We start from the raw sequence: 23,146 nt of genomic DNA on the forward strand, positions 1-23,146 counted from the left end.
CGTAACAATGAAAATTGGAATTCCAAAAGAGATTAAAGTCCACGAATATCGCGTGGGCATGACTCCGACTTCTGTCAGAGAGCTCACCCGTCTTGGTCACCAAATCATTGTGGAGTCTAATATCGGTTTAGGGATTGGCTTTGATGATAAGGCCTATGAAAACGCAGGTGCAACAATTACTGCCACCGCTGATCTAATCTTTGCCGAAGCCGAGATGATTGTTAAGGTTAAAGAACCACAACCTTCTGAATGTAAAAAACTCCGTTCTGGTCAACTTCTTTTCACCTACCTTCACTTAGCACCTGACCCCAAACAAACGCAAGGCTTGATTGATTCTGATTGTATCGCTATTGCTTATGAAACGGTAACAGATCGTTTCGGTGGCCTGCCTCTTTTGGCCCCGATGAGCGAAGTTGCCGGACGCATGTCCATTCAGGCTGGCGCCACATTCCTTGAAAAAGGAAATGGGGGCTGCGGTATCCTTTTAGGCGGTGTTGCTGGTGTTTCTCCTGCAAAAGTTGTGATTTTAGGCGGCGGTGTTGTCGGTGCCAATGCCGCTAAAATGGCAGTCGGACTGGGGGCCCAAGTAACAGTTTTTGACAAAAACCCACGACGACTCAACGAAGTTGATTGGCTATTTGGTAGCCGTGTTCAAACCCTTTACTCAACCTATGACATGATTGAAAAACATGTCATCGACGCTGATTTAGTCATTGGTGCCGTCCTCGTGATGGGCGCCGCAGCTCCCGAACTCGTCACCCATGCCATGGTCCAAAATATGCGTGCGGGATCCGTCATGGTGGACGTGGCCATCGACCAGGGTGGTTGCTTTGAAACTAGTAGACCCACAACCCATGCAGATCCAACCTACATTGTGGACGATGTAGTTCACTACTGTGTCACCAATATGCCAGGTGCTGTTGCCAAAACCTCAACTGTTGCTCTCAACAATGCGACCCTCCCCTTTATCATTGCATTAGCGGAAAAAGGGTATATGAAGGCATTGCAAGAGGATGAACATTTACGTCAAGGTCTCAACATCTTTAAAGGAAAAGTTACCCATCAGGCCGTCGCCAATGACTTGAATCTTCCTTATGCGGCAGCTGCACAAGTATTAGGTGCTTAGCCCCTAGGTTCTATATAGCTAAGGTTATAGCAATGCCAGGGGTAAAAAACCCTGGCATTCAAGGGGTAGCAAAGAGAACAACAAAAGATGAGGAGAGAGCACTATTCCCCTCTATCTTCTTGAATAAACCCATCAATCTGACTTTTCCAAAGCTTGGCGTAAAGGCCATTCTTTCGAATTAATTGTTGATGGGTCCCATCTTCAATAATCTCCCCATGACTAAATACAAGAATTCGATCCATATTTTTTAAAGTTGATAAACGGTGAGCAATCACAAGTGTTGTCCGTCCTTCCATCAGTTGATCTAAACTTTCCTGGATGAGCCCTTCCGTAATCGTATCGAGCGCGCTTGTCGCTTCGTCCAAAATTAAAATCGGCGCATCTTTTAAAATTGCTCGAGCAATTGCAATACGCTGACGCTGTCCCCCTGAGAGACGGCCTCCTCGCTCCCCTACTAGTGCATAGTAACCTTCCGGCAGCTTGTTAATGAAATCGTCGGCGTGCGCTTTGTGAGCCGCTTCTCTTACCTCATCCTCACTCGCGTCTAGTTTACCATAGAGAATATTGTCAAGGATTGTGCGATTGAGTAAGGTTGGCTCTTGAGGAATGAGGGCTATGTTTGCATAAAGACTTGCCATATTAACGCTGTTTATATTTTGGCCATCAATGCAAATTTCACCACCATTAATATCAAATAAGCGTTGCAATAAGTTTACAAAAGTTGATTTGCCACTCCCTGAAAAACCAACTAATCCAACTTTCTGACCGGGCTGAATGGTTACCGACAGCTTATTAAAGAGTGGACTCGCCCCCTTGTACCAAAAATAGACATCATTAAAAGTAATCTCACCTTTCGAGACAACCAAATCTTTAGCTTCTGGCAAGTCAATAATTTCGTAAGGAATATTACAGATGGTAAGCCCTTGACTCACTCGACCAAGCTCTTCTGAAAATTCGGCAAAATCTTTGGATAGCCCCCACATCAAATCAACAATCGTAATGGCCACACTTAAAACCAGGGCAAAATCGCCAACACTAATAATGTTATGGTGCCTACCCCACAACAAAAATCCCAGACAAGCTGCTAACATTACCACGAATGAAATTCCTTGCACAAGGCTTACATAAAGAATAAACCACCGCAGTTTTTGTTCATTCGTGATAGAACTTTCTAAATTTTGAACCAAAAGCTTTCGCTCAAAATCACGTTTGGCAAATAATCGGACAATGTTGCTGTTAATCAGCAGATCAACTATCCGTCCCACACTAATAGTTCTGCTTTCTGAGGTGGAAAAGGACAATCGATGGATTTTATGACTACACAGCAAGGTAAAACTAACAAAAAAGAATGACCAAACCAGCAAAATCAACATCAAAATGGGATTAACGGTGGCAAAGGTGAATGCTGCGATGATCAATGCAAAGCTATTACACAAAAACCGATCAATGCTAATCAGAACGATATCTTTGACACCAGAGCTGACATCGGCAATTTTACCAGCAAGATTCCCAGCCATATTATTTTGAAAGTAGGCATGTGAATGGCCTAGCACATAATAAGTTAGCTTTTCTTGAATATCTGCTCTTAAATTGGGGATCATTTTAAGATTAATATAATCATAAACTCTTAAATTTAAAGTTCCTAAAAGCGAAAGTCCAAGATAAAAAGAAACCACACCAATGGTTTGATTAATCACTGTAGACGAGGGACTTACATCTACTTTATCCAGGATAAGTTTTAAAAGATAGGGACGTAAACTAAGATCAATAGCCCATAATAATCCGACAATAACCAGCCCTAACAAATGCAATCGATAAGGTTTTGTGATCACCTTCACAAATTGAAGAACTGTAGCAGGTAGTTTTGCTGTCATTGTCAATAAATCTTATAATGTCCTTACCTTTAATATGACCCATTTTCTCTAAAAAGAAATTAAGACCAATGAGATAGTAATTTTTGTTTGAAAAATTGACAGTTTATAGCGCTGTTTGAATCAGATTCCACATCTTAAAAACTGCAAATATTAAGCTCTGTAAACAAAAAATGAAAGGAGTCGGTTTTGATGCTTTGGTCGACAAATTTCCCCTAATTCCTCCAAGTAGATATACTTTTCCTTCGCAAGCTGGCGTCATTCCCGACTAAAAACATCTCCCAATCATTCTCTTTTAACTTTGTTTACAGAACCTCGATTCTTTTAAAAGTTTACAAGGTGATCAAAGCTCATCAAATAACATTTTAGAAAATGCCTATCTTTCGACTAACCCTACTACGAAGAAGAGGTTACTTTATACGTGATTATTTTCGGTCTTATTAATGTAGATAAGCCTAAAGCACAAAATAGCACAAAAAACAATCCTTCTGAATGATCTCCCAGCAGCGAATTACCAAAACTCCCAACGATAAAGGTAACTAAAACTCCCTGAAACAGATGTGATATGTTGGCAGGCATTAATAAACTTGCCCATCCACAACAAAGAAGAAATCCTAAAAAGAGCAGTAATCCGACGATACCGTTTTCCACAGCAATCAATAAAAATTGGTTATGAGGATTATGAGCATGAGTAGTTTTATGCGTTTCAGGCAGCGTTTGATAAGCTTTACGAAAAGAGTTTGTCCCCCATCCCAAAATGGGTTTCTGCTTAAACAATTTAATACTATTTCTCCATAATTCTAATCTTAAACCTGTTGACGTTTCAGACTTTCCTTGCTGGTGATAAAGATGATATTCTTGCTGTGCCTCATTGATTCGTTTATTAAAATTCGGTGAAAGTTTAAAAACGCTCAAAGCAATGATTAATCCAGAAATCAGACTAATACCTATCACTTTTATAGTGCACCTTTGAAATAGAAACAAAACAAATAAGGCAGCAAAAATGATGTAGCCGGTACGGCCATGGTTTAAATAGAATAAATGGAATGCAAAAAAGACAAAGAGTGCACAATAAATGAATCTTTCCTGTCTCTTGTGAGATAAAGCTTGGTGAGCGACAATAAAACAAGCAAACGCCATAAAAATACTTGTGGCAATATGATTTTTGAAGATAGATCCCGATGTAAATTTCGCAGCATATTTAAAATTTACTCCTGGAAAACATTGTATCAATGCCAAAATAACAGTAAGCAGCATAGAAAGAATAAATGCATTAACAATCCAACGCTCATTCGCTTTCGTAAATACGTGCATAAAAAAGGGAATAAGTAATGGCTTAAGCGTATGTTTCATAAGCAAAATATTTCCCATGCTTCCTAGATTAGCATAGGAGAACCTTATGATTAACCATCCTAAAAACAACAAAAGAAACTTAATAGCAGGTAATCTAGCGCTTTGCTTCCAATTATGAAGGAGACCCGGTTTAAAAAAACTACTTAGGAATGTAAGAACAAAAAAAATAGAGCTCAATGCAGTGTATAAAGGTAAAGTTAACCCGCAAAGAATTGGCAAAATATCCCAAGAATTTAGAGATTTTGTATTTAAACGCCTATGTAAAATACTTCTAATCATAAATAAACCTCAATGATCTTGGTAAAGAAAGCAGCTCACAACATACGAGTTTTCTCAATTTTTCTCAAGAACAATAAAAGGATGAGTCAGCTCACTCCCCGCCTTGCCTGAAATGCGGTAAACAACGTCCCCTCATCAAGGTAATCAAGTTCCCCACCAATGGGAACACCATGGGCGAGCGTTGTAATGGTGACGGCAAAATCTTTAAGTTGATCTGTCAAATAATGAATTGTTGTTTGTCCATCCACCGTCGCACTTAAAGCTAACACAACTTCCGTAAAATCCCCTCGGGTCAGCCGTTCAAGCAAGGTTGTCATGTGCAATTGTTGCGGCCCAACCCCATCAATTGCCGATAAAACACCCCCCAAAATATGGTAATAACCTCTAAAGATATTTGCCCGTTCAAGAGCCCATAAATCTGAAACATCTTCAACAACACATAACTGAGTAGGATCACGGCGTGGATCCTGGCATAAGCTGCAAGGATTAGTAGCATCCAGATTATGGCAAGTAGTACAAGTGACAATTTTCTCCTCAGCATCTTGCATCGCCTGAATCAGAGGACGAAAAGTCTGTTCTCGTTTTTTTAAAAGGTGAAGTGCTAAGCGCCTTCCAGAACGGGGACCAAGTCCCGGTAATTTGCTTAAAAACTGGATTAAACGTTGAATTTCAGGACTATTCATAGCAACCCCATTGCCTTAAATGAATTATGTTTTCCTTTGCCAATCACAATATGATCATGCAACTTAATCCCCAACTGCGCCCCAATCTCTTGAATCTTTAAGGTCAGTTCAATATCTGCTTTTGAGGGGGCAGGATCACCACTTGGATGATTATGAACCAGAATAAGGGCAGAAGCATTCACTTCCAAGGCCCGACGCATCACTTCTCGTGGATAAATGGGCGTGTGATTCACAGTCCCCACCTGTTGCACCTCATCGGAAATGAGTTGATTTTTCTGGTCTAGAAAGAGCAAGCGCAGCTGTTCTTGTTGATTGTAAGACATGCGCGCTGTGCAATATTCAATTACCTGATGCCAACTTTGCAATACAGTTTTACCTTGCAAGTTTTCCTGCATCGATCTGCCAATAAGCGTGTGCACCAACTTCAAAATGTGGACAACTGACTCACCCGCGCCTTTGACTTCTTTAAGTGTTTGCGCAGACGCGCCAAACACCCCAAGGAGACTACCACACTTTGTCAAAAGGTCCTTCGCGATCGGCTTCACATCCACTCTTGGGATCGCATAAAACAACAATAACTCAAGCAACTCGTAATCATGAAAGGCTGCTTCCCCTCGCCTATCAAACTTTGCTTTGAGGCGCTGTCGATGCCCCACATGGTGGGGCTTACGTAACTTAGGCGCAGTAACCTGAGGGTCGATCACCTTAATTTCCGTGAGCTTATTCTCCACTAACGGTGAAGATTTCATAGCCATTGGCTGTGACCCCTAAGGTGTGTTCAAATTGAGCTGATAAAGAACGATCTCGCGTCACCGCCGTCCATCCATCTTCTAAAACCTTAACCTGGTACTTACCAGCATTAATCATTGGCTCAATGGTAAAGAACATTCCCTGCTGTAGTTCCAGCCCCGTTCCCGGCTTTCCATAATGAAGGACGTTAGGCGCTGTATGAAAAATACGACCAATCCCATGCCCACAAAAATCACGCACCACGGAAAATCCTTGTTTTTCAGCATAGCTTTGAATCGCATAACCAATGTCGCCAAGAGTAGCCCCCGGACGGACCACTTCAATCCCACGCATCATTGCCTCATAAGTTGTATTAATCAACTTTGCGGCTCTAAGATTAACTTTCCCAACAGTGAACATTCGACTTGTATCACCATACCAACCATCCAAAATTACGGTGACATCAATATTAAGGATATCCCCCTCAATTAATTTTTTATCCCCCGGAATCCCATGACAAACAACATGATTGACAGAAGTACAGATCGATTTTGGATATCCACGATAGCCAAGTGGCGCTGGCACGGCCCCCTGAGCAATAATAAAGTCATGAGATAGCTGGTTAAGTTCACCCGTTGTCACCCCAGTTTTCACATATGGCGTGATAAAATCCAGCACTTTTGAAGCAAGACGACCAGCTTTGCGCATCCCCTCAAAGTCTTGATCCTGAAATAGATAAATGGCCTCTTCGGCATGGTCGTGATCATGGTCGTGATCACAACACTCCCCGTGATGGTGGTGGTGTGGAGTATTGATCATTATTTACGATTATTCTCTTGTTGTTAAAGTTGGCTCAACCATACATCATTTCAGCTCACAAATCAAAACATCCCTAACGGATAGAAATATTAGATTTTCAGTGCTATATTTTTAAAAGATTACTGGAATCGGCGCCTTTATTATAATACCGTTTGGGCTTACCTCACTGTAATAGGCATAGAACTCCACTCCTTGGGTCTTTGCTTGTGCTGCTGTTTTTGCATAAACTGGGTCAATGTCTGCAGCAAATTTCAAACACTCACAGTCGTTGCGCTGGACCACATAAAGCATCACTCCCCTTTTCCCCTCCCGGACCACTTCCACCATTTCTGATAAATGCTTAGCACCTCGAGTTGTTACCGCATCCGGAAATTCGGCAACGGAAGCGTCGCGCCGCACATGCACGCTCTTGATTTCAACAAAACAATCAACTTTCGCAGGATCTTGAAGCAAAATATCAAGTCTAGAGTTTTGACCGTACTTTACTTCCCGCTTCAAATGGGTGTAGCCGTTAAGCTCAGTAATAACCTGGCTTTGAATTGCTTCAGCCGCGATGACGTTGGGCCAAGACGTATTAACGCACACCATCACCTGGTCTACTTCTGCCATTTCCCAGGTATACTTTAACTTCCTATTTGGATTTTCACTTTCGCTTAACCAAACGGGAATCCCGGGGTCTTTCACGCCAAGCAATGCACCAGAGTTGGCACAATGGGCCGTAATCATCTCGCCATTATCCAGTTCAATGTCGGCTAAAAACCGTTTATAGCGTTTAAGGAGTGTTCCTTTGAGAAGGGGTTTGGTAAATTGCATGGTTTTGACTCACTCTCGGCTTAAATTTGAACACAACTATATCCAAAACACTTGAAGGAACGGATTATGGCCAGCAGATTTGAGGCGACATTTATTTTGGTGCGAGATGAATAGCAGGCCCTCTTTAAAGAGCACCAAGATAAAAGTGAGCCCAAAGGTGCGAAATCAGAAATCGACTTCTTCAGGTGTTTTGGGTATATACCTAAATAACTTGAAGGCGCTGAATGATGTCAAGCAGTTTCGCGATAACTTTTAAGTTGCAACGAAACACTATGAATAGTAGCCTCTCCCAAAAGAGTCTTAGAAATAACTACACATGACAAATCCAACCGCTGCAGTTCTGATTATTGGTAACGAAATACTCTCTGGTCGTACACAAGATACCAACACTCAATTCTTGTGCCAACAACTTGGCAAGGTGGGAATTGACGTGCTTGAAGCAAGAATCATCCGCGACGATACCTCTAAAATCATTGAAACGGTTCGAGCCCTTAGTCAAGCTCACACTTACGTTTTCACCACTGGCGGTATTGGTGCCACCCACGACGATATCACAGCCGCCTGTATGGCGCGCGCCTTTGATAAACCATTAATCGAAGACCCGCGCATTGTCGCTCTTTTATCGGAATTTTATCAAGATCAGCTGAATAAGGTACGGTTGCGCATGGCTTTGATCCCTGAAGGATCAACCTTAATAAACAACCCCGTTAGCACAGCTCCTGGCTTTCAGGTGGAAAATGTTTTCTGTTTAGCCGGGATTCCTTCCGTGATGCAGGCAATGTTTGGTACGCTTGTGTCCCGTCTCAGCCATGGCTCTAAGATCTATCAACAAACCCTCACCTGTATGATTGGCGAAAACACAATCGCTGATGACCTAGCCAATATTCAGTTCAAATTCCCAGAAGTTGAGATTGGTAGCTACCCATTCTTTCACCCCTCAGGTAGTTTTGGCGTTAACCTTGTTTTACGCACCCGTGACACAACTCTTCTTAGCCAATCCATTGAAAGCGTCAAGCGCATGATTGAAGAGCACGGCGTTACTCCGCAGCTGGAAGATTACACCAAAAATACGTGAAGAAGCCAATTTCTGGCTTGGCATCTGAGGCTGTCAAGGCCCTCTGGGAACAAAAAAGCCTTTGGGTATATAAGTAAAAAAGGTTCAGTCGAGGATGCCTCGCTGAACCATGTGCTTTCGGGGGGGAGCAAAAGTGAAAGCACTATTTTTACGTTATCTAAAAGACCTCAAGCCTCAACAGTATTTTTAACTGTTTTTACCGCCCTTAATTCTTTTGGTTTTTAACAGTTTACTTTGCTGTAGTTGCACTTGTATTTACTGGGGTTGCACTTGTATTTACTGGGACGGTTTTACTTTTAATGGCATTAATGCCATTCGTTACGTCTGTCACCAAAGTTTTGCCTTCATCAATGGCTGTGGTCACATCTGCCACAATTGGTGTTACGTCCTTTGTCACATTTGTCGCAACTGTTTCTGTTTCTTTAAAACAAATCAGAAATGACTTAAAAAAGTTCTTAATCTTCTGACCAACTGTTGACGTAGTTTTTGCTGGAAGTGCAGGAGTTGTGGTCGGATCTGTTGTTGGGACCGTTGTCGTTGATGTTGGCGCTGGATTAGTGGTAATAGCATCATGTTGATCAGCTGGATTTACCACAACAGTTGTTTGCTTTACCGCAGGCGTACCAGAGTCTGGCTTGTCTGCATCGGTGGCAACAGCAATTGATTGGAGGGATAAAACTGAAACAGTTAGAATCAAAATATTCTTTAACATAGCCATTAAGCTCCATAGTTGGATTAGGCTCCCCAATTCCAGAGATTAATGGTAAACAGTTAAACAACGGTTAAGATAGATAATTTTCACAAAAAAAATCGTCGACTTGAATAATATATAGAAAGTATTTTGTATAAATTTATTTCAAAAAAATTACTCTCAATCAACATGAAGGTGAAAGCTTTACATTTACTTACTTTAAAAGAGGAAAAAAGCTGCTACTCAGGTTTCCACGATTCGTAATCGGGCATGACATTAATGACACCTGTTTGCGCCCAGCCCCTTGGCTTATAAGCAAATTTGGTGCCGGTTAAATTACGGCGATGCGGTTTTTCCCATTGGTATGCTATTGTATTTGTAGAAGGTGGTGTATCGATCACGTAATGAAGCCAGGCATGCCATTTCGGGGGGACTTTACTGGCCTCAACCTCGCCTTTATAGATGACCCAGCGACGGTGTTTACCATTATCGCGTACCCGTTTATCCTGATAATATTTGTTCCCGTAAGCATCTTCGCCGACAAACTGACCTCGAAACTTGGTGAGCAAACAGGTTATAATATTCATCTTTAAAAAAGCAGCCATAAATTTTCCGTCTATCCCTAAAATACCTGAAGATACATAATTATAGCAAGTAGATTTGAGGCGATTTTTGTTTTGGGACGACTCAAATAAAATAACTCTTTAAATCTGCATCTTCTCCAACTCTTGAATAAGAGCAGTAAGTTTGTCGCGCAAAGCCACAGCAGTTGATGCTTTAACATCTAATTCAGCCGCTCCTCGAACGACTTGTGCCATATCGGCTTCGCCAATTGTATACTGAATTGCAAGAGCTTCATGTTCACGAGCAGCTTCTGCCGTTTGAGTCAATGTCTTTTTCAACACCTCCTCGAAAGCAGGCGCCGCAATTGCAGCTTCAGACCCCGCGGGGCCTATCCCACCCATTCCCATAATTTTCTGATAACTATTAATCCCAGCTATTGGATTCATTAAAGCCATTATTTAGATTCCTTATGTTGCCTTTAAAAGACCGATTATATCTGTCATGGCACCCAGAGTGCGTTCATATGCTTTTAGATTTGCTTCATGGGTCAATCCTGCCTCCCGAATATCTGACATTTCGATAAGTGGTTTGACGTTCGATTCTTGCACATAACCACTCTGGTCAGCCGCGGGATCCGACGGGTCATACACTTTCCGAAAAGGGCTCTTGTCATATTGAGTTGGCTTCAAGTGCACCAAATTAACCCCTGTGCGAAAGTCCTTTCGGTTTGTATAGCTAATTAATTGACGACGATATGGCATCCCCCCTGGCACTACTGGACGGGAAGAAACGTTGGCCAAGTTTTGCGCAACTGTTAAAAAACCTGGCGTTTTGTGCCGCCATCCCATAGGCAGAAACAAGCAAAGACTTTGCTAAAGGCGATGTGATTTTATTCGTTATAAATGTCATTACAAATCTCCCAATGAGCCTTTTAAGTCTTTCCTATAAGAAGCTTGTTTATTCCAAGGTATTTTTTGTACAGCTGAGCATTTGCCTGATGGTTAACAGCGTTTTCCGCCAATTCCATCGATTCCACATCTCGCTTTACCTCATCACCTGTTTGCACCTGATGTGAACTATCAATGGTCATAGTTGGTGATAAGAGTGACTCTCTTTTTTTCATTGTGGAAATATTGGTCTTCAACACAGCGTCGAATTTTTTAAGATCAACACGCTTAAATCCAGGCGTCTCAGAATGTGCAATATTATGGCTATGAAGATGAGTTTTCGCGTTCTGCCACACCATTTTATTGGCAATAAGCGTTAAAAGTTTAGTTGGTGCGAGCATTAAACAATCTCCAACAGCCGTTTGTGTATCTACTTCTAGGATCATAAAAATTGATTAATAAAAATTTAAAATAAATTTAAAATATACCTATAAAATTCACTATAGACTGATTATGATTGAGAAAGAGATTTCACTCCTGAGAGGATGTCAGGTTGAGCTTTTGAAAAAAGAGTGGCAATCTCCTTGTTTTATACTTGAACAGGCGGCCCCACCATTCTGCTCTTCGCAATGACACTATCTGCGGCGTGACAAATAAATAAGGTACATAGTTAGTCGATGTTATTTTTATCAAGAAAAGTAGGCGAATCGATCGTCATTAATAAAAACATTCTGATTACCGTCACCGAAGTAAGGACCGGCGGCGTTAAACTGAGCTTTACCTATCCTGAAGGTGCCGAAGTCTTGCGCAAAGAGGTCTTTGATCGCATAGAACAAGAGAACAAGCTTGCTGCCCAGTCGACTACCCTTGATGCTGATTTTGCCACAAGCCTCCATTCTTTCACCAAAAAATTAAATGAAAAGGGCTAGAGTAGATCTTCTTCCTTTAAATTTAAGAGACTTAAGAATGAGAAATGCTAATATAAAATCTGGATACTATCCTGATATTTTTTAAAAGCAGCTTTAAAAGCGTAAACGCCACGATCGCTTAAGTCATTGTAACGTAAATCAATTATTATCTGCGGGAAGGGCTTTTTCTCTTCACCATTAAAAAAGCTGAAGAACCCTTTTTTAACAGGATCTTTAGAAAAAGTTTCAGCATATTGATTCATCTGAACATAAAACTTTTCCGCAGTCTGATCACCAATATTGCAGTGGGTTAAGGTTAATGAGGTAAGCTGTGGTTTAGCATGGATCAGAGCAGCGAGCTGATACATTGACTCATTCATATTATTATAACTGAGATTAAGATCGGTGAGCGTCTGGCTTTTAATAATGCTCCGTATTAACACTTGAATTTGATTAGGCGTGAGAGATAAAAAGGACAAGCCTAATTTTTGTAACGATTTATGGTGCGCCAAAGCGGCTGCTAAGGTCTCCATATCAGTATCCGTTACGCCATTAAAACCGAGCTCCAAAGATTTTAAAGATTGGTTATGGGCCAGCCCGGTGGCTATTGCTGCCACATCTCCAGCCTTAAAAAAATTAAATTGCAAATTCAAACTTTCTATTAGCTGACTTTGCTCCAGAAGCAGGCGAAGATTTATTGCCGATTTTGTCCCCAATTTATTGGAGGAAAGATCCAGAGATTTTAAAGTAGAGTGAGAACGCAATATCGGCCACAGAGGAAGACTACTTTCATCGGTTAGCTCGCAACCATGAAATCCTAAGCTGCAAAGATTGTGGTTTTCCCCTTCAATCTTAGTAATCAGAGATATATGATTGGTTCCCAAATACAGTCCACCATAGTCGTGATTGGACCACCGGCACCCATTTTCTGTTTGATAAAACGTGAAAGTAGATAGGGTATCATAGGGCTGCTGCTCCTGGGCTGCAATACTGCCACTATTACTCACATATAGAATAGCCAAGCTTAAAAGAGTGAGCATCCTCATTCTGCCTCAAATGAATTTACTTACATTACCTATCTTAAGTGAGAAATATTAATTCAAATTAAACAAAATAGATTTTATTTAATTACAAAAAATCTCACTACCGTATGATTTTTTATAGAGTTTTAGAAATAATAATGGGGTTTAAAGAAAATTTTAAGCAAGAGAATTTATTGAGTTCTTTTTAAATAAGGGTGGGCGGCAGCCATAATTTCGCTGATCCACGCCTCACATGCTTTACCATTCTCATAAGGACAAGGAGAGAGACCAAAGCTCGCATCTGGACCTTTAGGAACAGGGATTCCTGTAGAAGTGACTTTAAATGCTTCATTATCATAATTAGAGGGGTCCTGAGCTCTATTGAGTAAAATAGCTTTCGTTGAATGGGGGGCTGGGCGTTTGCTTCTCGGGTACCCATCCATTTTTATACGTACAACACAGCCGTCTTTTATTTCAACACATATCTCTTGCCATACTACGTCTAGTTCATTCAAATTTGCAGTATCTCCACCATCTTTTTTCAAATACCTTAAAGGGGTAGCCTTTGAGTTAACGGAAAGAGGTTTTTTATAACAGAAGTACCCTAATTCTTTAAGCCTTGTAGATAATTGTTGGTGTGTTAAATTGCCGGTATCCACGTCCTTAAGGCTTTTGCACAGTCTTCCCTCTTTATACTGTGTTAATTTGTTTGAAATTTCAGGATGCTTATGGAGGAAATTTTTATCCCAAATACCCCCACACAAATAAGGTTTAGAAAGTTGCTCCTGAGCTAATTCCTTTGCAGTCATATTGATTGTATCTTCTGTGGAGCAGCCTGCTATACAAGAAAGAGAAAATGATAAAAATATTTTGAGATTTTTTTTATTCATAAAGGTATACCTTCGATAGCCCTACTTTACGCCTATTTCGTTTTTTGTAATAGGAAGAATGAGTTGAAAAAAGCCACGAAATTTTAGATCTTTCGTTTAATAACAACAAAAAAGAAAGAAAAAAACGATGGATCTCAACACCCTTCTCGAGCGCTATCAAACTCTATTTCCATGGAACTTGGCAAGAATAAAATGCTTTGTGGGCATGATTATAGGGCTCATTGCCTCTGGGCTCTGTTCAACAGCATAAGCCAGTCCTTGGGTTTACAGGGTCTGCCAAACAAGAATCCATCTGTGCTCGCATACGTAATTTTCTCAAATCATTCGAGCTCAACTTTGCTGATTATACCAAAGCAATTGTAGAGATTGCGCAACTTAAGGGTACTTATTCTCTCGTCATTGACCGAACTAATTGGAAGTTTGGTCGAATTGAGATCAATCTCTTGGTTTTAGCCGTCGTCATCACCAGCCAGTTCAGCATCCCTCTTTTATGGAAGGCTCTGCCTAAAAAAGGGAACTCTAACACAACGGAAAGGATTGATCTTTTACAATCCTTCGTAGGTATCTTCGGAAGCAATACAATAGCTTGCTTGATTGCTGATCGTGAGTTTGCGGGTAAGCACTGGATTGACTACTTAATCAAGAACAACATTCCCTTTTTCATCCGAATCAAGGCAAACAGGCTGGTTGAATGGGATGAAGCCCCCGAGGGAATATTTCAATCTCCCTGAGGGTCTTCTGAATGGAGGTTTATTAACTTCCTAACATCTGGCTTGGAATAACGTATTTATTAAATTCATCGCGCGTTAAAAGCTGTAATGACTCAGCTGCATTCGCAAGGGTTATATCTTCATGCAATGCCTTTTTAGCAATCTTAGCCGCATTATCATAACCAATGACTGTATTGAGCGCCGTTACTAACATCAACGATTTATCGAGATTTTGCTGTAGCTTGGCCCTGTTAGGTTGAATGCCATCGATACAATGATCAACAAAGCTGTGCGCCGCATCGGTGAGGAGGCGAACTGTCTGTAAAATGTTCGCAATAATCACGGGTTTAAAGACATTAAGCTCTAGATGCCCTTGGCTTCCTGCCACAGTAATTGTGGTGTGATTTCCCATCACCTGACAAGCCACCATTGTCATCGCTTCAGCCTGGGTAGGATTCACTTTGCCCGGCATAATGGATGAGCCAGGCTCATTTTCTGGCAGGTCCAATTCTCCAAAACCACAACGAGGCCCCGAACCAAGTAACCGAATATCATTGGCAATTTTCATGACTGAGGCTGCCAATGTGTTCAAGGCCCCTGACAACCCGACTAACGCATCGTGACTGGCTAATGCTTCAAACTTATTGACTGCGGGAACAAAAGGAATCTTCGTAAATTCAGCGACATGGGCCGCAAACTTTTCTGGGAATCCTTTAGGACAATTGATGCCTGTGCCGACCGCTGTTCCCCCTTGAGCAAGAGCATATACATAGCAGAGGCTTTGGTTAATACGTTGAATAGAAAGCTCAATTTGATGGGCGTAACCTGAGAATTCCTGTCCCAAAGTCACTGGTGTAGCGTCTTGTAAATGGGTGCGCCCAACCTTAATGAGATCGTGAAACTCGCGGGCCTTCGTCACCAAACTTTGGTGGAATTTAGTAAGCGCTGGGAGCAGTTTTTGCTGCGTTTCTAAAGCTGTCGCAATATGCATCACCGTTGGAAAAGTATCGTTAGATGACTGACCATAATTCACATGATCATTAGGATGGACTGGTTTTTTCTGACCAATCGGATGACCCAAAATCTCATTAGCTCGGTTAGCAATTACTTCGTTCGCATTCATATTGGTTTGCGTACCTGAGCCTGTTTGCCAAACAACCAGCGGAAAGTGATCGTCCCATTTACCCTCGATGACTTCTTCAGCGGCTTTAATAATGGCATCGGCGAGAATGGCATCTAACTTGCCAAGTTCTTTATTCGTCAAGGCAGCGCACCGCTTTTGCACCCCTAATGCCCGCACCAACGGAACTGGCATCTTTTCAGTTCCGATACGAAAATTTTGTCGTGAACGTTCTGTTTGTGCCCCCCAGTAAGCTCCTTCTGGAATTTTTACGTCACCCATGGAATCTGATTCAATGCGCATGCTGCCTGCCTTACCTTTAATTTAACATACATAATAGATAAATTAATTATTGAGGAAAAAAAGCAGTAATACAATAGGCGGGAGCGCCTTAACTTTTTATGACAGAATACTTCCCAGATCTCAGTGGGCTGCCTTCCTCTACTATAAAATCTCAAGTAGTTACTAGACAGCTTTTTAAATCCGCACCCTCCCAGGTTTTTATTGTTTCCTTTGATCTTCTCCTATTTTTAAGCATTAACATAAAAAATGGCCCCCTATGGAGCCATTTTAAGAACTAAGATATAAATGCTAAAACATACCCATTCCGAGGATGAGGCAAACAGCAAGAAAATCCAGAACCGGAACGCCCACGTACTTTATACGCATGTGTACCATAAACGAAAGAGTTAACGCCTTAGTTAGCCTCCAACGGGATAGTTTTTAAAACCAGGAACGCAGATAATTATAAGGAGTTTGCGCAACTGTGGTTACCGCTTGTTTACCAAGCTTATAAGCGCCGGCCACAATGGGAACGGCATAATTATAAGCTGCGTTAGTCACAGCCGCACCTATTTTAACGGCTTTTGTCGCGATATCCCGCATTTGTTTACCAGTATCAGCCCATGTCTTTGGTTGTTGCACCATCATTGCTGGCTTTTCTGCTTCAGGAATAACCTTAATTGACGGTTTGGCGGGCAACATTGACTGAACAGCTTTAGCGGCAGCGTGTGGTAACACTGCTGGTGGAACAACTGGGACAGCCTCAACTTGCCGCATGACTTTTGCAGCAGCGCGCTCTTTAAATTTATTCCGTGCAGCCACAAAATCCATGATCCCTTGACCAGTATTCGAATTGCTCTGTTTAACAGCTGTGCCGAATAACACCTGACGCACTTCATCAACAGAAGCATCAAACTCAGTCATTAATCTCACCACTACTCCAGCAAAAATCGGTGCCGCCATAGAGGTGCCGCTGAGCTCTTTCATCCCTGTCGCAGCACTATCATAGGGAACAGAAGAAGTAATGTTTCTGCCGGGCACTGCAATAAATGCTGATTCCACCGATGCAGTTGCTTTATTACTAAAAGAGATTAGCTTTTCCTTCCCCAATAATTTTTCTGTAGCTCCAACTAAAACAACCCGCTTTTTGAGACTTGTATCTGCTAGCAACTTGTTTAAAGTTCTATTTTCTATTGCTTCACCAGAGTTTCCTGCAGCAATCACAATCAGCTTACCTTGCTTGGCCAATTTCTTAATACTACTACGCAGACTGCACCAATCAATTCCAAAAGAAAGGTTAACAATTTTTACATCATGCCGCGTCGCCAAATACTCAAGCGCCGCTTTATCAGAATTAACGGAGCGATTTCCAGAAGCACCACGCTTAACTGGAACAACCTCTCCACCCATCTGAGCCACAATCCCAGCCACATGGGTTCCATGGGAGCATGTTTTTCCATTTTCGTGATGGTTTGAATCTTGCACGATAGAAGCATTAATATCCTCATTCATATCACGACCATTCCATCCCGCACTTAATTGACTCTTAATCAGCGGATGCTCTTTAACGAAACCATTATCAACAACGGCAACTTTATAGTTGGAAAAATCACCTTCGGGTTTCTCAAGGATTGACTGGGTTAATTGATGACCACAAACCTCTTGCCAAGGGTTTTTAGCCTGGGAGGAGGTCATAAAACAGGTAGCAGTTAAAAAGCTTAAAACAACTCTTTTCATTACTATTATTTTTTTTTAAGAAAATGAGACACTGTAGGTTATATAAAAACTCATTATTGAAATTTCAAGGATTCAGGAAAGGTTATTTTTAAATTAATGACTCTTTTTTTACTAAGGGCAGAGGTTAAAAGAGATCAATTCACAAAATGCTCACAGAACCTAATTTCTCAGAAATTGTCTCAATTACCTGCTGCGGCCAAATCTGCGTTAGACATTTCATATGCGCATCACCAATCAAGGGGCATTCACGTTTAAAGCAGGGGCTGCAGGCAGTTTTCAAATACATAATTGTTGCGAGAGGTGATAATGGCGGCGTATAATCTGGACTGGAAGAGCCAAATAAAGCCACAGTTGGCAAACTTAAGGCCGCTGCCACATGCATCAATCCAGAATCATTCGTCACCACCATTTTAGATAAACTAAGAAGATAAATTGCCTCTGCCAGTGACGTTTTCCCTATCCAATTCGTCATCTGACCTGAAACCGCAGAGACAATCTCTTCCGCCACTGCGGCATCTTTAGGAGACCCCAATATCCAGATTTGCCACCCTTGATCGACATACGTTTGAGCAACCATTGCATAATAAGAAGCTGGCCACCTTTTGGCAGGACCATATTCTGCACCAGGACAAAACGCCATTACGGGTTTGTCTAGGATCACACTACCCCGTGCTAAAAGTTCTTCTCGCTCAAAGGTGTTTGTATTAATTGCTAAGCGAGGTCGCAGAAACTCACTATTCTCTTGCCTTTCGGTCTGCATTAAAGACTGATATTTATCCACCAATAATGGTAGGTGCGTTGCTTTTTTAAGGCAATGAGTGAGCAGTCCCCAGCGCATCTCGCCAGTAAAACCGATACGGGTTGGAATGCGCGCTAAAAAGGGAATGAGAGCTGACTTCCAGGAATTTGGCAGAACGTACGCCACATCAAACTGATAGGCTTTGAGAGCTGCTGCACACTGCCAACGTGCTTTCATCCCAAATACACCGTGGGGGATATTTAAAGGAATAACACGCGTCACATCCTGACAAAACTTAAATACAGCCTCACACCACGGCACAACCAATACCGTGATTTCAGCTTGAGGATTTTGTTGTTTTAATCGATGGATCAACCCAAGAGACATTACTGCATCGCCGACCCAAGCGGGAGCTACAATTAAAATTTTCTGTTGCTTTAACAAAATTAACCCTATACCTAATTATGATATGCGTCCGATATAAGAGAGGCTCACCCGTTATCATCTTCTGGCTGTTTAGGTATATACAGCCCGAGGAAGACATAAATGTCAAGAGCTTGAAAAGCGAAGAAGATATACGCCTGTCGATATTTATAGCATACTGACGAGAGAGGCCTAAAATAGTTGAAGAGGCGGGATTTAGGTCTATAATTTAATTTTTCATATAAAGCCCAAAAACAAACAACAATGCGCATTTTATTGATAAAAACATCTTCCCTAGGGGATATTATCCATACCTTCCCCGCCCTTACCGATGCGGTAAAGCATAATCCATCATTGATCGTTGATTGGGTGGCAGAGGAAAGTTTTTGCCACCCCCCCCTCCTACACCCTGCCGTAAGGCGGGTATTTCCCATTGCCTTACGTCGGTGGCGTAAAAAACTTTGGCAGCTAAATACCTGGAAGGAAATCCGCAAAGCCATCGGCGATATCCGTCTAGAAGAATATGATTTGATCCTGGATGCGCAAGGGCTTGTGAAAAGTGGCTTGTTAAGCCTATTGGCGAAAGGCAAACGCTATGGTTACGCCTGGAAAGGGGCACGTGAACCGATTGCGAGCCTCTTTTATCAAGAAAAATTTGAGATTCCGTGGACAATTACGTCTATCAAACGAACGCGCATTCTCTTTGCCAAAACCTTTGGGTATCCTATACCTGAAACCCCAACAGACGCAGGTTTTTCTAAACAAGGAGAGATACGAGCAAAAACAGCTCTCTTCTTGCCTGGTGCAAGTTGGATGACGAAAAAATGGCCGGTGGATTATTGGACAGAGCTTGCTCGGTTAATAGGAGAGATTGGCTTCACAGTCACAATCCCCTGGTCAACTCCCCAGGAACATCAAGAAGCGCTGCGTATTCAATCAGCTGGCAACCATGTTCACGTGCTTGCCAAAATGGATTTGGGTAAACTTGCTGCGATCATTCAACACCATTCTCTCACAGTGTCTGTGGATTCTGGTCTCGGCTATTTGTCTGCCGCATTTCAAATCCCAACCTTTATTTTATGGGGCCCGACCACGCCTAATATGATCGGGCAATTTGATAATTACCAACACAATCTTATCTCTCCCTTTTGGTGTTCGCCTTGCGTGAAAAGAGACTGTCGGAATAAACATCTTTCAGAAATTCAGCCACCCTGTTTTGCTGAAATCACTCCTGAATCCGTATTCCAACGGTTGCAGATAATGGTGAAATAACTCTAATTTCATTGACAGGCTTTAGGTGCAAAGAACCTAGCATTCTTACATCCTTTCATAAACTATTAAACTTTTTGTGATATACTCTCCTTGACGACTTCTCTGCTAGGAGATTCTTTATGAGCTTTTTTAAAGCCAACAACCCAGACTGCGATCTCAAAAACTGCCCTGATCAGTTGGATATGATATTAATTCCGCGAACAGCTGATATTGGGGGGATGAGTGTTTACCGAACATTACCTTCGCGCCAACGACGAATGGTGGGGCCGTTTGTTTTCTGGGATCAAATGGGACCAGGAGAATTTATAACCGGACAGGGCCTTGATGTCCGCCCCCATCCACACATTGGTCTTTCCACTCTCACCTATCTTTTCCAAGGATCTCTCGTTCACCGTGACACCCTTGGCAGCCACCAGGAAATCACGCCTGGCGATGTCAATCTGATGACTGCCGGCAAAGGGATTGCCCACTCCGAACGAACGAGTTTTGAAAGTCGCCAGTCAGCAAGTTCGCTCTTCGGCCTTCAATGTTGGCTAGCTCTGCCCCTTTTACGAGAGGAAATGCCCCCAACATTTGCCCATCATTCGAGTAATAACCTCCCCTTATTAGCGGAAAAAGATCTCGAAATTCGCCTGATTTCAGGGTCGCTTTTTGGTCAAACTTCCCCCGTAAAAGTAGAATATGACTCAGTCTTTGCGGACTGCATTTTAAAAGAAGGGGCGAAAATATGTTTTCCCAAACAAACAGAAGAGCGGGCAATTTACAGTATCTCAGGCAAACTCTCCATTGGAGGTATCTTTTATGACACCACACAAATGTTGATTTTAAAACCAGGCATCGATGTGTTGATTGAAGCTGCAACTGATTCTAGATTTATCCTTCTTGGCGGCGCGGTGATGGATGGACCGCGGCATATGTGGTGGAACTTTGTCTCCAGCTCAAAAGAACGGATTCAACAGGCAAAGCTTGATTGGCAAGCTGGTCATTTTGGTAAAATTCAAGGTGATAGTGCTGACTTTATTCCCCTCCCTAAATAAATGAGGCGTATTATGACAACAGATCAAAGAAAAGCTCATATAATTGAAACAGGTGCTAGCACTTTTGCCGTCACCATTGACGTTTCCGGCCATACAATTATCGGTGATGAGCCCGTGGAAGCTGGCGGGAAGGACGTGGGCCCTGCCCCTTATGATCTCCTTCTTGCTTCTCTTGGTGAATGCACGGCAATGACGGTGCGCTGGTATGCCCACTCTAACCATTTGCCACTCGACAAGGTAGAAATTCACGTCACCCATCATAAAGAAGACAGCTCCACAGGCAAAGTCGACGTGTTTACCAAAGAAGTCATCCTTCATGGAAACGACCTAACTGAGGAACAGCGGGCCAAACTTGTAAATATTGCCAGCAAATGCCCAATCCATCGTACGTTAGATAGCACTCCACGGATCACTACTTCTTGGGGGACATACCCATAGAAAAGCATTAGATCTCTTTCGTGACCTAAGAATTTTATTTTCTGACTCGATAAATTTTGGCAAGCGACTAGGTTCTGTGCACCTAATTCACGCAAAGATGATTTTGAGATATTTTAGCTGAAAATGATGTCAAATTTCGATATCGTCGTTTATCTACTTGGAAAAATGTGGGGGAATTTGCACGCAAATAGAACCAAAAATGAATTTGGGGAAATTAGCTGTACAGAGCCTAAAGTTTACATTAGTAAAGGAAGCTTGCGAGTTAAAATTTAGTGACATCAACGAGCAACAGGCAACAGTGTCGAAAGAGGTCTATTGTTTACTCTGCTAAAAGCCTTCATAAATAAGAAGAGGTTTTGCCCTAGTCGCCGCGAAACTGACGCTTCATGCAATGACCATCGAATAAGAACAAGAGAATAGCTACCGTCCATGACCTACATGCAACAAGCCATCGAGCAAGCTTTGCTTGCCCAAAAAAACAATGAAGTGCCTATTGGTGCTGTGATTGTACACCAAGGTCAAGTAATTGCCAGATCTCATAATCTTGTGGAAACTCAGAAAAATCCCTTAGCTCACGCAGAAATATTAGTCATCCAAGAGGCCTGTGCAATTCTTAACACAACAAGACTTGTTAACTGCGATCTTTATGTGACATTAGAACCGTGCACGATGTGCGCAGGTGCCATTGCCCACTCCAGGTTGCGTCGGGTCTATTTTGGGGCATTTGATCCTAAGGGTGGTGCCGTGGATCACGGTGTTCGGTTTTTCAGCCAACCCACGTGTTTACACCATCCTGAAATCTATGGAGGCATGGCAGAGCATGATTGCCAGCGTCTCCTCAAAGCTTTTTTCATTGACAAGCGTTAAGCAGATTGCCAATCTATCTTTAGTAAAGCTTTGTTTGTTCAATGCTTTCAACAAAAAATTAATGGTGTTTAAAATGAAAAAAGTACTCGTCATTTCTATGCTTTGTGCCTCCACACTTCTTCTTGAAGGTTGTGCGCCTCGTATTGGCGGCAGCAATTACTCTGTCCGGGGCGCAGGCGAAATGAATGACACATACCGCGGGGTGGTTGTTTCTGCTCGCCCAGTGACAATTTCAGCAAAAACAGCTGAACGCGAAAATGAACCAGGTGCAGGTGCTCTTGCTGGTGGATTAGCCGCTGGTTATGCTGGTTCCCAGATTGGTAAAGGTCATGGTTCTGTCGTTGCTGCCGGCGTTGGTGCCCTTGCTGGTGCTATTGGTGGTCACTTTGCTGAAAAGGCACTTACTGACCAAGAAGGTTTCGAATATCAAGTACGTCTGGATGATGGCCGTCTTACAACAATTGCTCAAGGTGCAGACCCAGTGATTCGTGTTGGTCAACGGGTCCTTGTTATTAAAAGCACTAAAGACCGTGGTCGCATCATCCCTGACAACTCAGGTTACTAGGTTCAGTCACCTAGGCTTCATACCATCAAGGCTTGAAGATCTTCAACCCAAGGATCATTTCCTTGGGTTTTTTTATTATTTGACCTTAATCATTAAAAGAACGGATCATTTCAGCTATCTTGGGTTGAATAACCCCGCGCCACCGTCGACCGTTGAAGATACCATAATGCCCCACTCCTTCTTGCACGTGCTGGAACTTCATTGATTGTGGCAACGACGAGCACAGATCATGGGCAGCCAAGGTTT

Annotated in this window: 26 protein-coding genes; 9 read left to right on the top strand and 17 right to left on the bottom strand. The window is 42.2% G+C overall.

Annotated elements, in window-relative coordinates; all coding sequences use genetic code 11:
* Positions 1 to 7 precede the first annotated feature (7 nt).
* Positions 8 to 1,126 (top strand): alanine dehydrogenase, encoded by a 1,119-nt coding sequence (ald, locus tag IG80_RS0102570; RefSeq protein ID WP_032112462.1) that lies wholly within the window; start codon positions 8 to 10, stop codon positions 1,124 to 1,126.
* Positions 1,127 to 1,227: 101 nt separating this feature from the next.
* Here ald and IG80_RS0102575 read toward each other — a convergent pair whose 3' ends face one another.
* The 6 genes from IG80_RS0102575 to sfsA form a co-directional block, all read right to left on the bottom strand.
* The gene (locus tag IG80_RS0102575; protein ID WP_032112463.1) at positions 1,228 to 3,000 is read right to left on the bottom strand and encodes an ABC transporter ATP-binding protein; all 1,773 of its coding nucleotides are present in this window, start codon (positions 2,998 to 3,000) and stop codon (positions 1,228 to 1,230) included.
* Between the two features lie 393 nt (positions 3,001 to 3,393).
* The gene (locus tag IG80_RS0102580; protein WP_032112464.1) at positions 3,394 to 4,629 is read right to left on the bottom strand and encodes an O-antigen ligase family protein; all 1,236 of its coding nucleotides are present in this window, start codon (positions 4,627 to 4,629) and stop codon (positions 3,394 to 3,396) included.
* A gap of 86 nt (positions 4,630 to 4,715) precedes the next feature.
* Positions 4,716 to 5,312 carry a recombination mediator RecR gene (recR, locus tag IG80_RS0102585; protein WP_032112465.1) on the bottom strand — a complete coding sequence of 199 codons (597 nt, stop codon included), beginning with the start codon at positions 5,310 to 5,312 and terminating at the stop codon, positions 4,716 to 4,718.
* The gene (gene radC / locus IG80_RS0102590; RefSeq protein WP_052045899.1) at positions 5,309 to 6,067 is read right to left on the bottom strand and encodes a RadC family protein; all 759 of its coding nucleotides are present in this window, start codon (positions 6,065 to 6,067) and stop codon (positions 5,309 to 5,311) included. The genes recR and radC overlap by 4 nt, the downstream gene beginning before the upstream one ends.
* Positions 6,033 to 6,749 carry a type I methionyl aminopeptidase gene (gene map / locus IG80_RS0102595; protein ID WP_052046228.1) on the bottom strand — a complete coding sequence of 239 codons (717 nt, stop codon included), beginning with the start codon at positions 6,747 to 6,749 and terminating at the stop codon, positions 6,033 to 6,035. The genes radC and map overlap by 35 nt, the downstream gene beginning before the upstream one ends.
* A gap of 222 nt (positions 6,750 to 6,971) precedes the next feature.
* Positions 6,972 to 7,673: a DNA/RNA nuclease SfsA gene (gene sfsA / locus IG80_RS0102600; protein ID WP_032112466.1), complete on the bottom strand. Its 702-nt coding sequence runs from the start codon at positions 7,671 to 7,673 to the stop codon at positions 6,972 to 6,974.
* Positions 7,674 to 7,989: 316 nt separating this feature from the next.
* On the opposite strand from sfsA, the gene IG80_RS0102605 reads away from it, so the two are divergent.
* On the top strand, positions 7,990 to 8,748 hold the full coding sequence (locus IG80_RS0102605; protein WP_032112467.1) for a competence/damage-inducible protein A: 759 nt from the start codon (positions 7,990 to 7,992) through the stop codon (positions 8,746 to 8,748).
* Positions 8,749 to 8,977: 229 nt separating this feature from the next.
* On the opposite strand, the gene IG80_RS0102610 is transcribed toward IG80_RS0102605, so the two are convergent.
* The 5 genes from IG80_RS0102610 to IG80_RS0102630 all read right to left on the bottom strand — a co-directional run bounded on the left by IG80_RS0102610 (position 8,978) and on the right by IG80_RS0102630 (position 11,291).
* A complete protein-coding gene (locus IG80_RS0102610; RefSeq protein ID WP_232224307.1) occupies positions 8,978 to 9,466 on the bottom strand; it encodes a hypothetical protein in 489 nt (162 codons plus the stop codon).
* Positions 9,467 to 9,678: 212 nt separating this feature from the next.
* Positions 9,679 to 10,044 (bottom strand): NADH:ubiquinone oxidoreductase subunit NDUFA12, encoded by a 366-nt coding sequence (locus IG80_RS0102615; RefSeq protein ID WP_052045901.1) that lies wholly within the window; start codon positions 10,042 to 10,044, stop codon positions 9,679 to 9,681.
* Between the two features lie 99 nt (positions 10,045 to 10,143).
* A complete protein-coding gene (gene fliE / locus IG80_RS0102620) occupies positions 10,144 to 10,458 on the bottom strand; it encodes a flagellar hook-basal body complex protein FliE (protein WP_032112469.1) in 315 nt (104 codons plus the stop codon).
* 12 nt (positions 10,459 to 10,470) lie between these two features.
* On the bottom strand, positions 10,471 to 10,863 hold the full coding sequence (locus IG80_RS12295) for a flagellar basal body rod protein FlgC (protein WP_156962003.1): 393 nt from the start codon (positions 10,861 to 10,863) through the stop codon (positions 10,471 to 10,473).
* A 71-nt stretch (positions 10,864 to 10,934) separates the two neighbouring features.
* Positions 10,935 to 11,291 (bottom strand): flagellar basal body rod protein FlgB, encoded by a 357-nt coding sequence (locus tag IG80_RS0102630; RefSeq protein ID WP_032112470.1) that lies wholly within the window; start codon positions 11,289 to 11,291, stop codon positions 10,935 to 10,937.
* Between the two features lie 276 nt (positions 11,292 to 11,567).
* Here IG80_RS0102630 and IG80_RS0102635 point away from each other — a divergent pair, with 276 nt between their 5' ends.
* Complete coding sequence (locus IG80_RS0102635) at positions 11,568 to 11,819, top strand: carbon storage regulator (protein ID WP_075553142.1); 252 nt, start codon at positions 11,568 to 11,570, stop codon at positions 11,817 to 11,819.
* A 47-nt stretch (positions 11,820 to 11,866) separates the two neighbouring features.
* On the opposite strand, the gene IG80_RS0102640 is transcribed toward IG80_RS0102635, so the two are convergent.
* Both IG80_RS0102640 and IG80_RS0102645 read right to left on the bottom strand, forming a co-directional pair.
* Complete coding sequence (locus IG80_RS0102640) at positions 11,867 to 12,838, bottom strand: leucine-rich repeat domain-containing protein (protein WP_032112471.1); 972 nt, start codon at positions 12,836 to 12,838, stop codon at positions 11,867 to 11,869.
* A 173-nt stretch (positions 12,839 to 13,011) separates the two neighbouring features.
* Complete coding sequence (locus tag IG80_RS0102645) at positions 13,012 to 13,710, bottom strand: hypothetical protein (protein ID WP_032112472.1); 699 nt, start codon at positions 13,708 to 13,710, stop codon at positions 13,012 to 13,014.
* A gap of 221 nt (positions 13,711 to 13,931) precedes the next feature.
* On the opposite strand from IG80_RS0102645, the gene IG80_RS12300 reads away from it, so the two are divergent.
* Positions 13,932 to 14,441, top strand: a complete 510-nt coding sequence (locus tag IG80_RS12300) for a hypothetical protein (RefSeq protein ID WP_052045905.1) — start codon at positions 13,932 to 13,934, stop codon at positions 14,439 to 14,441.
* Between the two features lie 22 nt (positions 14,442 to 14,463).
* Here the strand turns inward: IG80_RS12300 and fumC are convergent, their stop codons facing one another.
* From fumC to waaF, 3 genes are all read right to left on the bottom strand, one after another.
* Positions 14,464 to 15,843, bottom strand: coding sequence for a class II fumarate hydratase (gene fumC / locus IG80_RS0102655; RefSeq protein ID WP_032112473.1), 1,380 nt, complete (start codon positions 15,841 to 15,843; stop codon positions 14,464 to 14,466).
* Positions 15,844 to 16,263: 420 nt separating this feature from the next.
* Positions 16,264 to 17,559, bottom strand: coding sequence for a S8 family peptidase (locus IG80_RS0102660; RefSeq protein ID WP_032112474.1), 1,296 nt, complete (start codon positions 17,557 to 17,559; stop codon positions 16,264 to 16,266).
* A 139-nt stretch (positions 17,560 to 17,698) separates the two neighbouring features.
* Complete coding sequence (gene waaF, locus IG80_RS0102665) at positions 17,699 to 18,742, bottom strand: lipopolysaccharide heptosyltransferase II (protein ID WP_032112475.1); 1,044 nt, start codon at positions 18,740 to 18,742, stop codon at positions 17,699 to 17,701.
* Between the two features lie 243 nt (positions 18,743 to 18,985).
* Between waaF and waaC the strand changes: the two genes are divergently transcribed.
* The 5 genes from waaC (at position 18,986) to IG80_RS0102690 (ending at position 22,900) form a co-directional block, all read left to right on the top strand.
* On the top strand, positions 18,986 to 19,993 hold the full coding sequence (gene waaC, locus IG80_RS0102670; protein WP_032112476.1) for a lipopolysaccharide heptosyltransferase I: 1,008 nt from the start codon (positions 18,986 to 18,988) through the stop codon (positions 19,991 to 19,993).
* A gap of 119 nt (positions 19,994 to 20,112) precedes the next feature.
* Positions 20,113 to 21,030 carry a pirin family protein gene (locus IG80_RS0102675; RefSeq protein WP_032112477.1) on the top strand — a complete coding sequence of 306 codons (918 nt, stop codon included), beginning with the start codon at positions 20,113 to 20,115 and terminating at the stop codon, positions 21,028 to 21,030.
* Positions 21,031 to 21,042: 12 nt separating this feature from the next.
* Positions 21,043 to 21,468, top strand: a complete 426-nt coding sequence (locus tag IG80_RS0102680; RefSeq protein ID WP_032113286.1) for an OsmC family protein — start codon at positions 21,043 to 21,045, stop codon at positions 21,466 to 21,468.
* A 429-nt stretch (positions 21,469 to 21,897) separates the two neighbouring features.
* Entirely contained in the window at positions 21,898 to 22,335 is a 438-nt protein-coding gene (locus IG80_RS0102685) for a nucleoside deaminase (protein ID WP_032112478.1), read from the top strand.
* 73 nt (positions 22,336 to 22,408) lie between these two features.
* Positions 22,409 to 22,900, top strand: a complete 492-nt coding sequence (locus tag IG80_RS0102690; RefSeq protein ID WP_156962004.1) for an outer membrane lipoprotein — start codon at positions 22,409 to 22,411, stop codon at positions 22,898 to 22,900.
* An 85-nt stretch (positions 22,901 to 22,985) separates the two neighbouring features.
* On the opposite strand, the gene IG80_RS13795 is transcribed toward IG80_RS0102690, so the two are convergent.
* A complete protein-coding gene (locus tag IG80_RS13795) occupies positions 22,986 to 23,141 on the bottom strand; it encodes a hypothetical protein (protein WP_269517178.1) in 156 nt (51 codons plus the stop codon).
* Positions 23,142 to 23,146: the final 5 nt, after the last annotated feature.

Source organism: Candidatus Paracaedibacter symbiosus, assembly GCF_000757605.1.
GTDB classification, from domain to species: domain Bacteria; phylum Pseudomonadota; class Alphaproteobacteria; order Paracaedibacterales; family Paracaedibacteraceae; genus Paracaedibacter_A; species Paracaedibacter_A symbiosus.

Bases quoted from the DNA above. Each gene is read 5' to 3' on its own strand.
- recR (WP_032112465.1), bottom strand. From the start codon at position 5,312: ATGAATAGTCCTGAAATTCAACGTTTAATCCAGTTTTTAAGCAAATTA.
- IG80_RS0102630 (WP_032112470.1), bottom strand. From the start codon at position 11,291: ATGCTCGCACCAACTAAACTTTTAACGCTTATTGCCAATAAAATGGTG.
- map (WP_052046228.1), bottom strand. From the start codon at position 6,749: ATGCGCAAAGCTGGTCGTCTTGCTTCAAAAGTGCTGGATTTTATCACG.
- IG80_RS0102615 (WP_052045901.1), bottom strand. From the start codon at position 10,044: ATGGCTGCTTTTTTAAAGATGAATATTATAACCTGTTTGCTCACCAAG.
- IG80_RS0102680 (WP_032113286.1), top strand. From the start codon at position 21,043: ATGACAACAGATCAAAGAAAAGCTCATATAATTGAAACAGGTGCTAGC.
- IG80_RS0102635 (WP_075553142.1), top strand. From the start codon at position 11,568: ATGTTATTTTTATCAAGAAAAGTAGGCGAATCGATCGTCATTAATAAA.
- IG80_RS0102660 (WP_032112474.1), bottom strand. From the start codon at position 17,559: ATGAAAAGAGTTGTTTTAAGCTTTTTAACTGCTACCTGTTTTATGACC.
- IG80_RS0102685 (WP_032112478.1), top strand. From the start codon at position 21,898: ATGACCTACATGCAACAAGCCATCGAGCAAGCTTTGCTTGCCCAAAAA.
- IG80_RS0102575 (WP_032112463.1), bottom strand. From the start codon at position 3,000: ATGACAGCAAAACTACCTGCTACAGTTCTTCAATTTGTGAAGGTGATC.
- IG80_RS0102690 (WP_156962004.1), top strand. From the start codon at position 22,409: ATGAAAAAAGTACTCGTCATTTCTATGCTTTGTGCCTCCACACTTCTT.
- IG80_RS0102645 (WP_032112472.1), bottom strand. From the start codon at position 13,710: ATGAATAAAAAAAATCTCAAAATATTTTTATCATTTTCTCTTTCTTGT.
- ald (WP_032112462.1), top strand. From the start codon at position 8: ATGAAAATTGGAATTCCAAAAGAGATTAAAGTCCACGAATATCGCGTG.
- IG80_RS0102580 (WP_032112464.1), bottom strand. From the start codon at position 4,629: ATGATTAGAAGTATTTTACATAGGCGTTTAAATACAAAATCTCTAAAT.
- fliE (WP_032112469.1), bottom strand. From the start codon at position 10,458: ATGGCTTTAATGAATCCAATAGCTGGGATTAATAGTTATCAGAAAATT.
- fumC (WP_032112473.1), bottom strand. From the start codon at position 15,843: ATGCGCATTGAATCAGATTCCATGGGTGACGTAAAAATTCCAGAAGGA.
- waaC (WP_032112476.1), top strand. From the start codon at position 18,986: ATGCGCATTTTATTGATAAAAACATCTTCCCTAGGGGATATTATCCAT.
- sfsA (WP_032112466.1), bottom strand. From the start codon at position 7,673: ATGCAATTTACCAAACCCCTTCTCAAAGGAACACTCCTTAAACGCTAT.
- IG80_RS0102640 (WP_032112471.1), bottom strand. From the start codon at position 12,838: ATGCTCACTCTTTTAAGCTTGGCTATTCTATATGTGAGTAATAGTGGC.
- IG80_RS0102610 (WP_232224307.1), bottom strand. From the start codon at position 9,466: ATGGCTATGTTAAAGAATATTTTGATTCTAACTGTTTCAGTTTTATCC.
- IG80_RS0102675 (WP_032112477.1), top strand. From the start codon at position 20,113: ATGAGCTTTTTTAAAGCCAACAACCCAGACTGCGATCTCAAAAACTGC.
- radC (WP_052045899.1), bottom strand. From the start codon at position 6,067: ATGGCTATGAAATCTTCACCGTTAGTGGAGAATAAGCTCACGGAAATT.
- IG80_RS0102605 (WP_032112467.1), top strand. From the start codon at position 7,990: ATGACAAATCCAACCGCTGCAGTTCTGATTATTGGTAACGAAATACTC.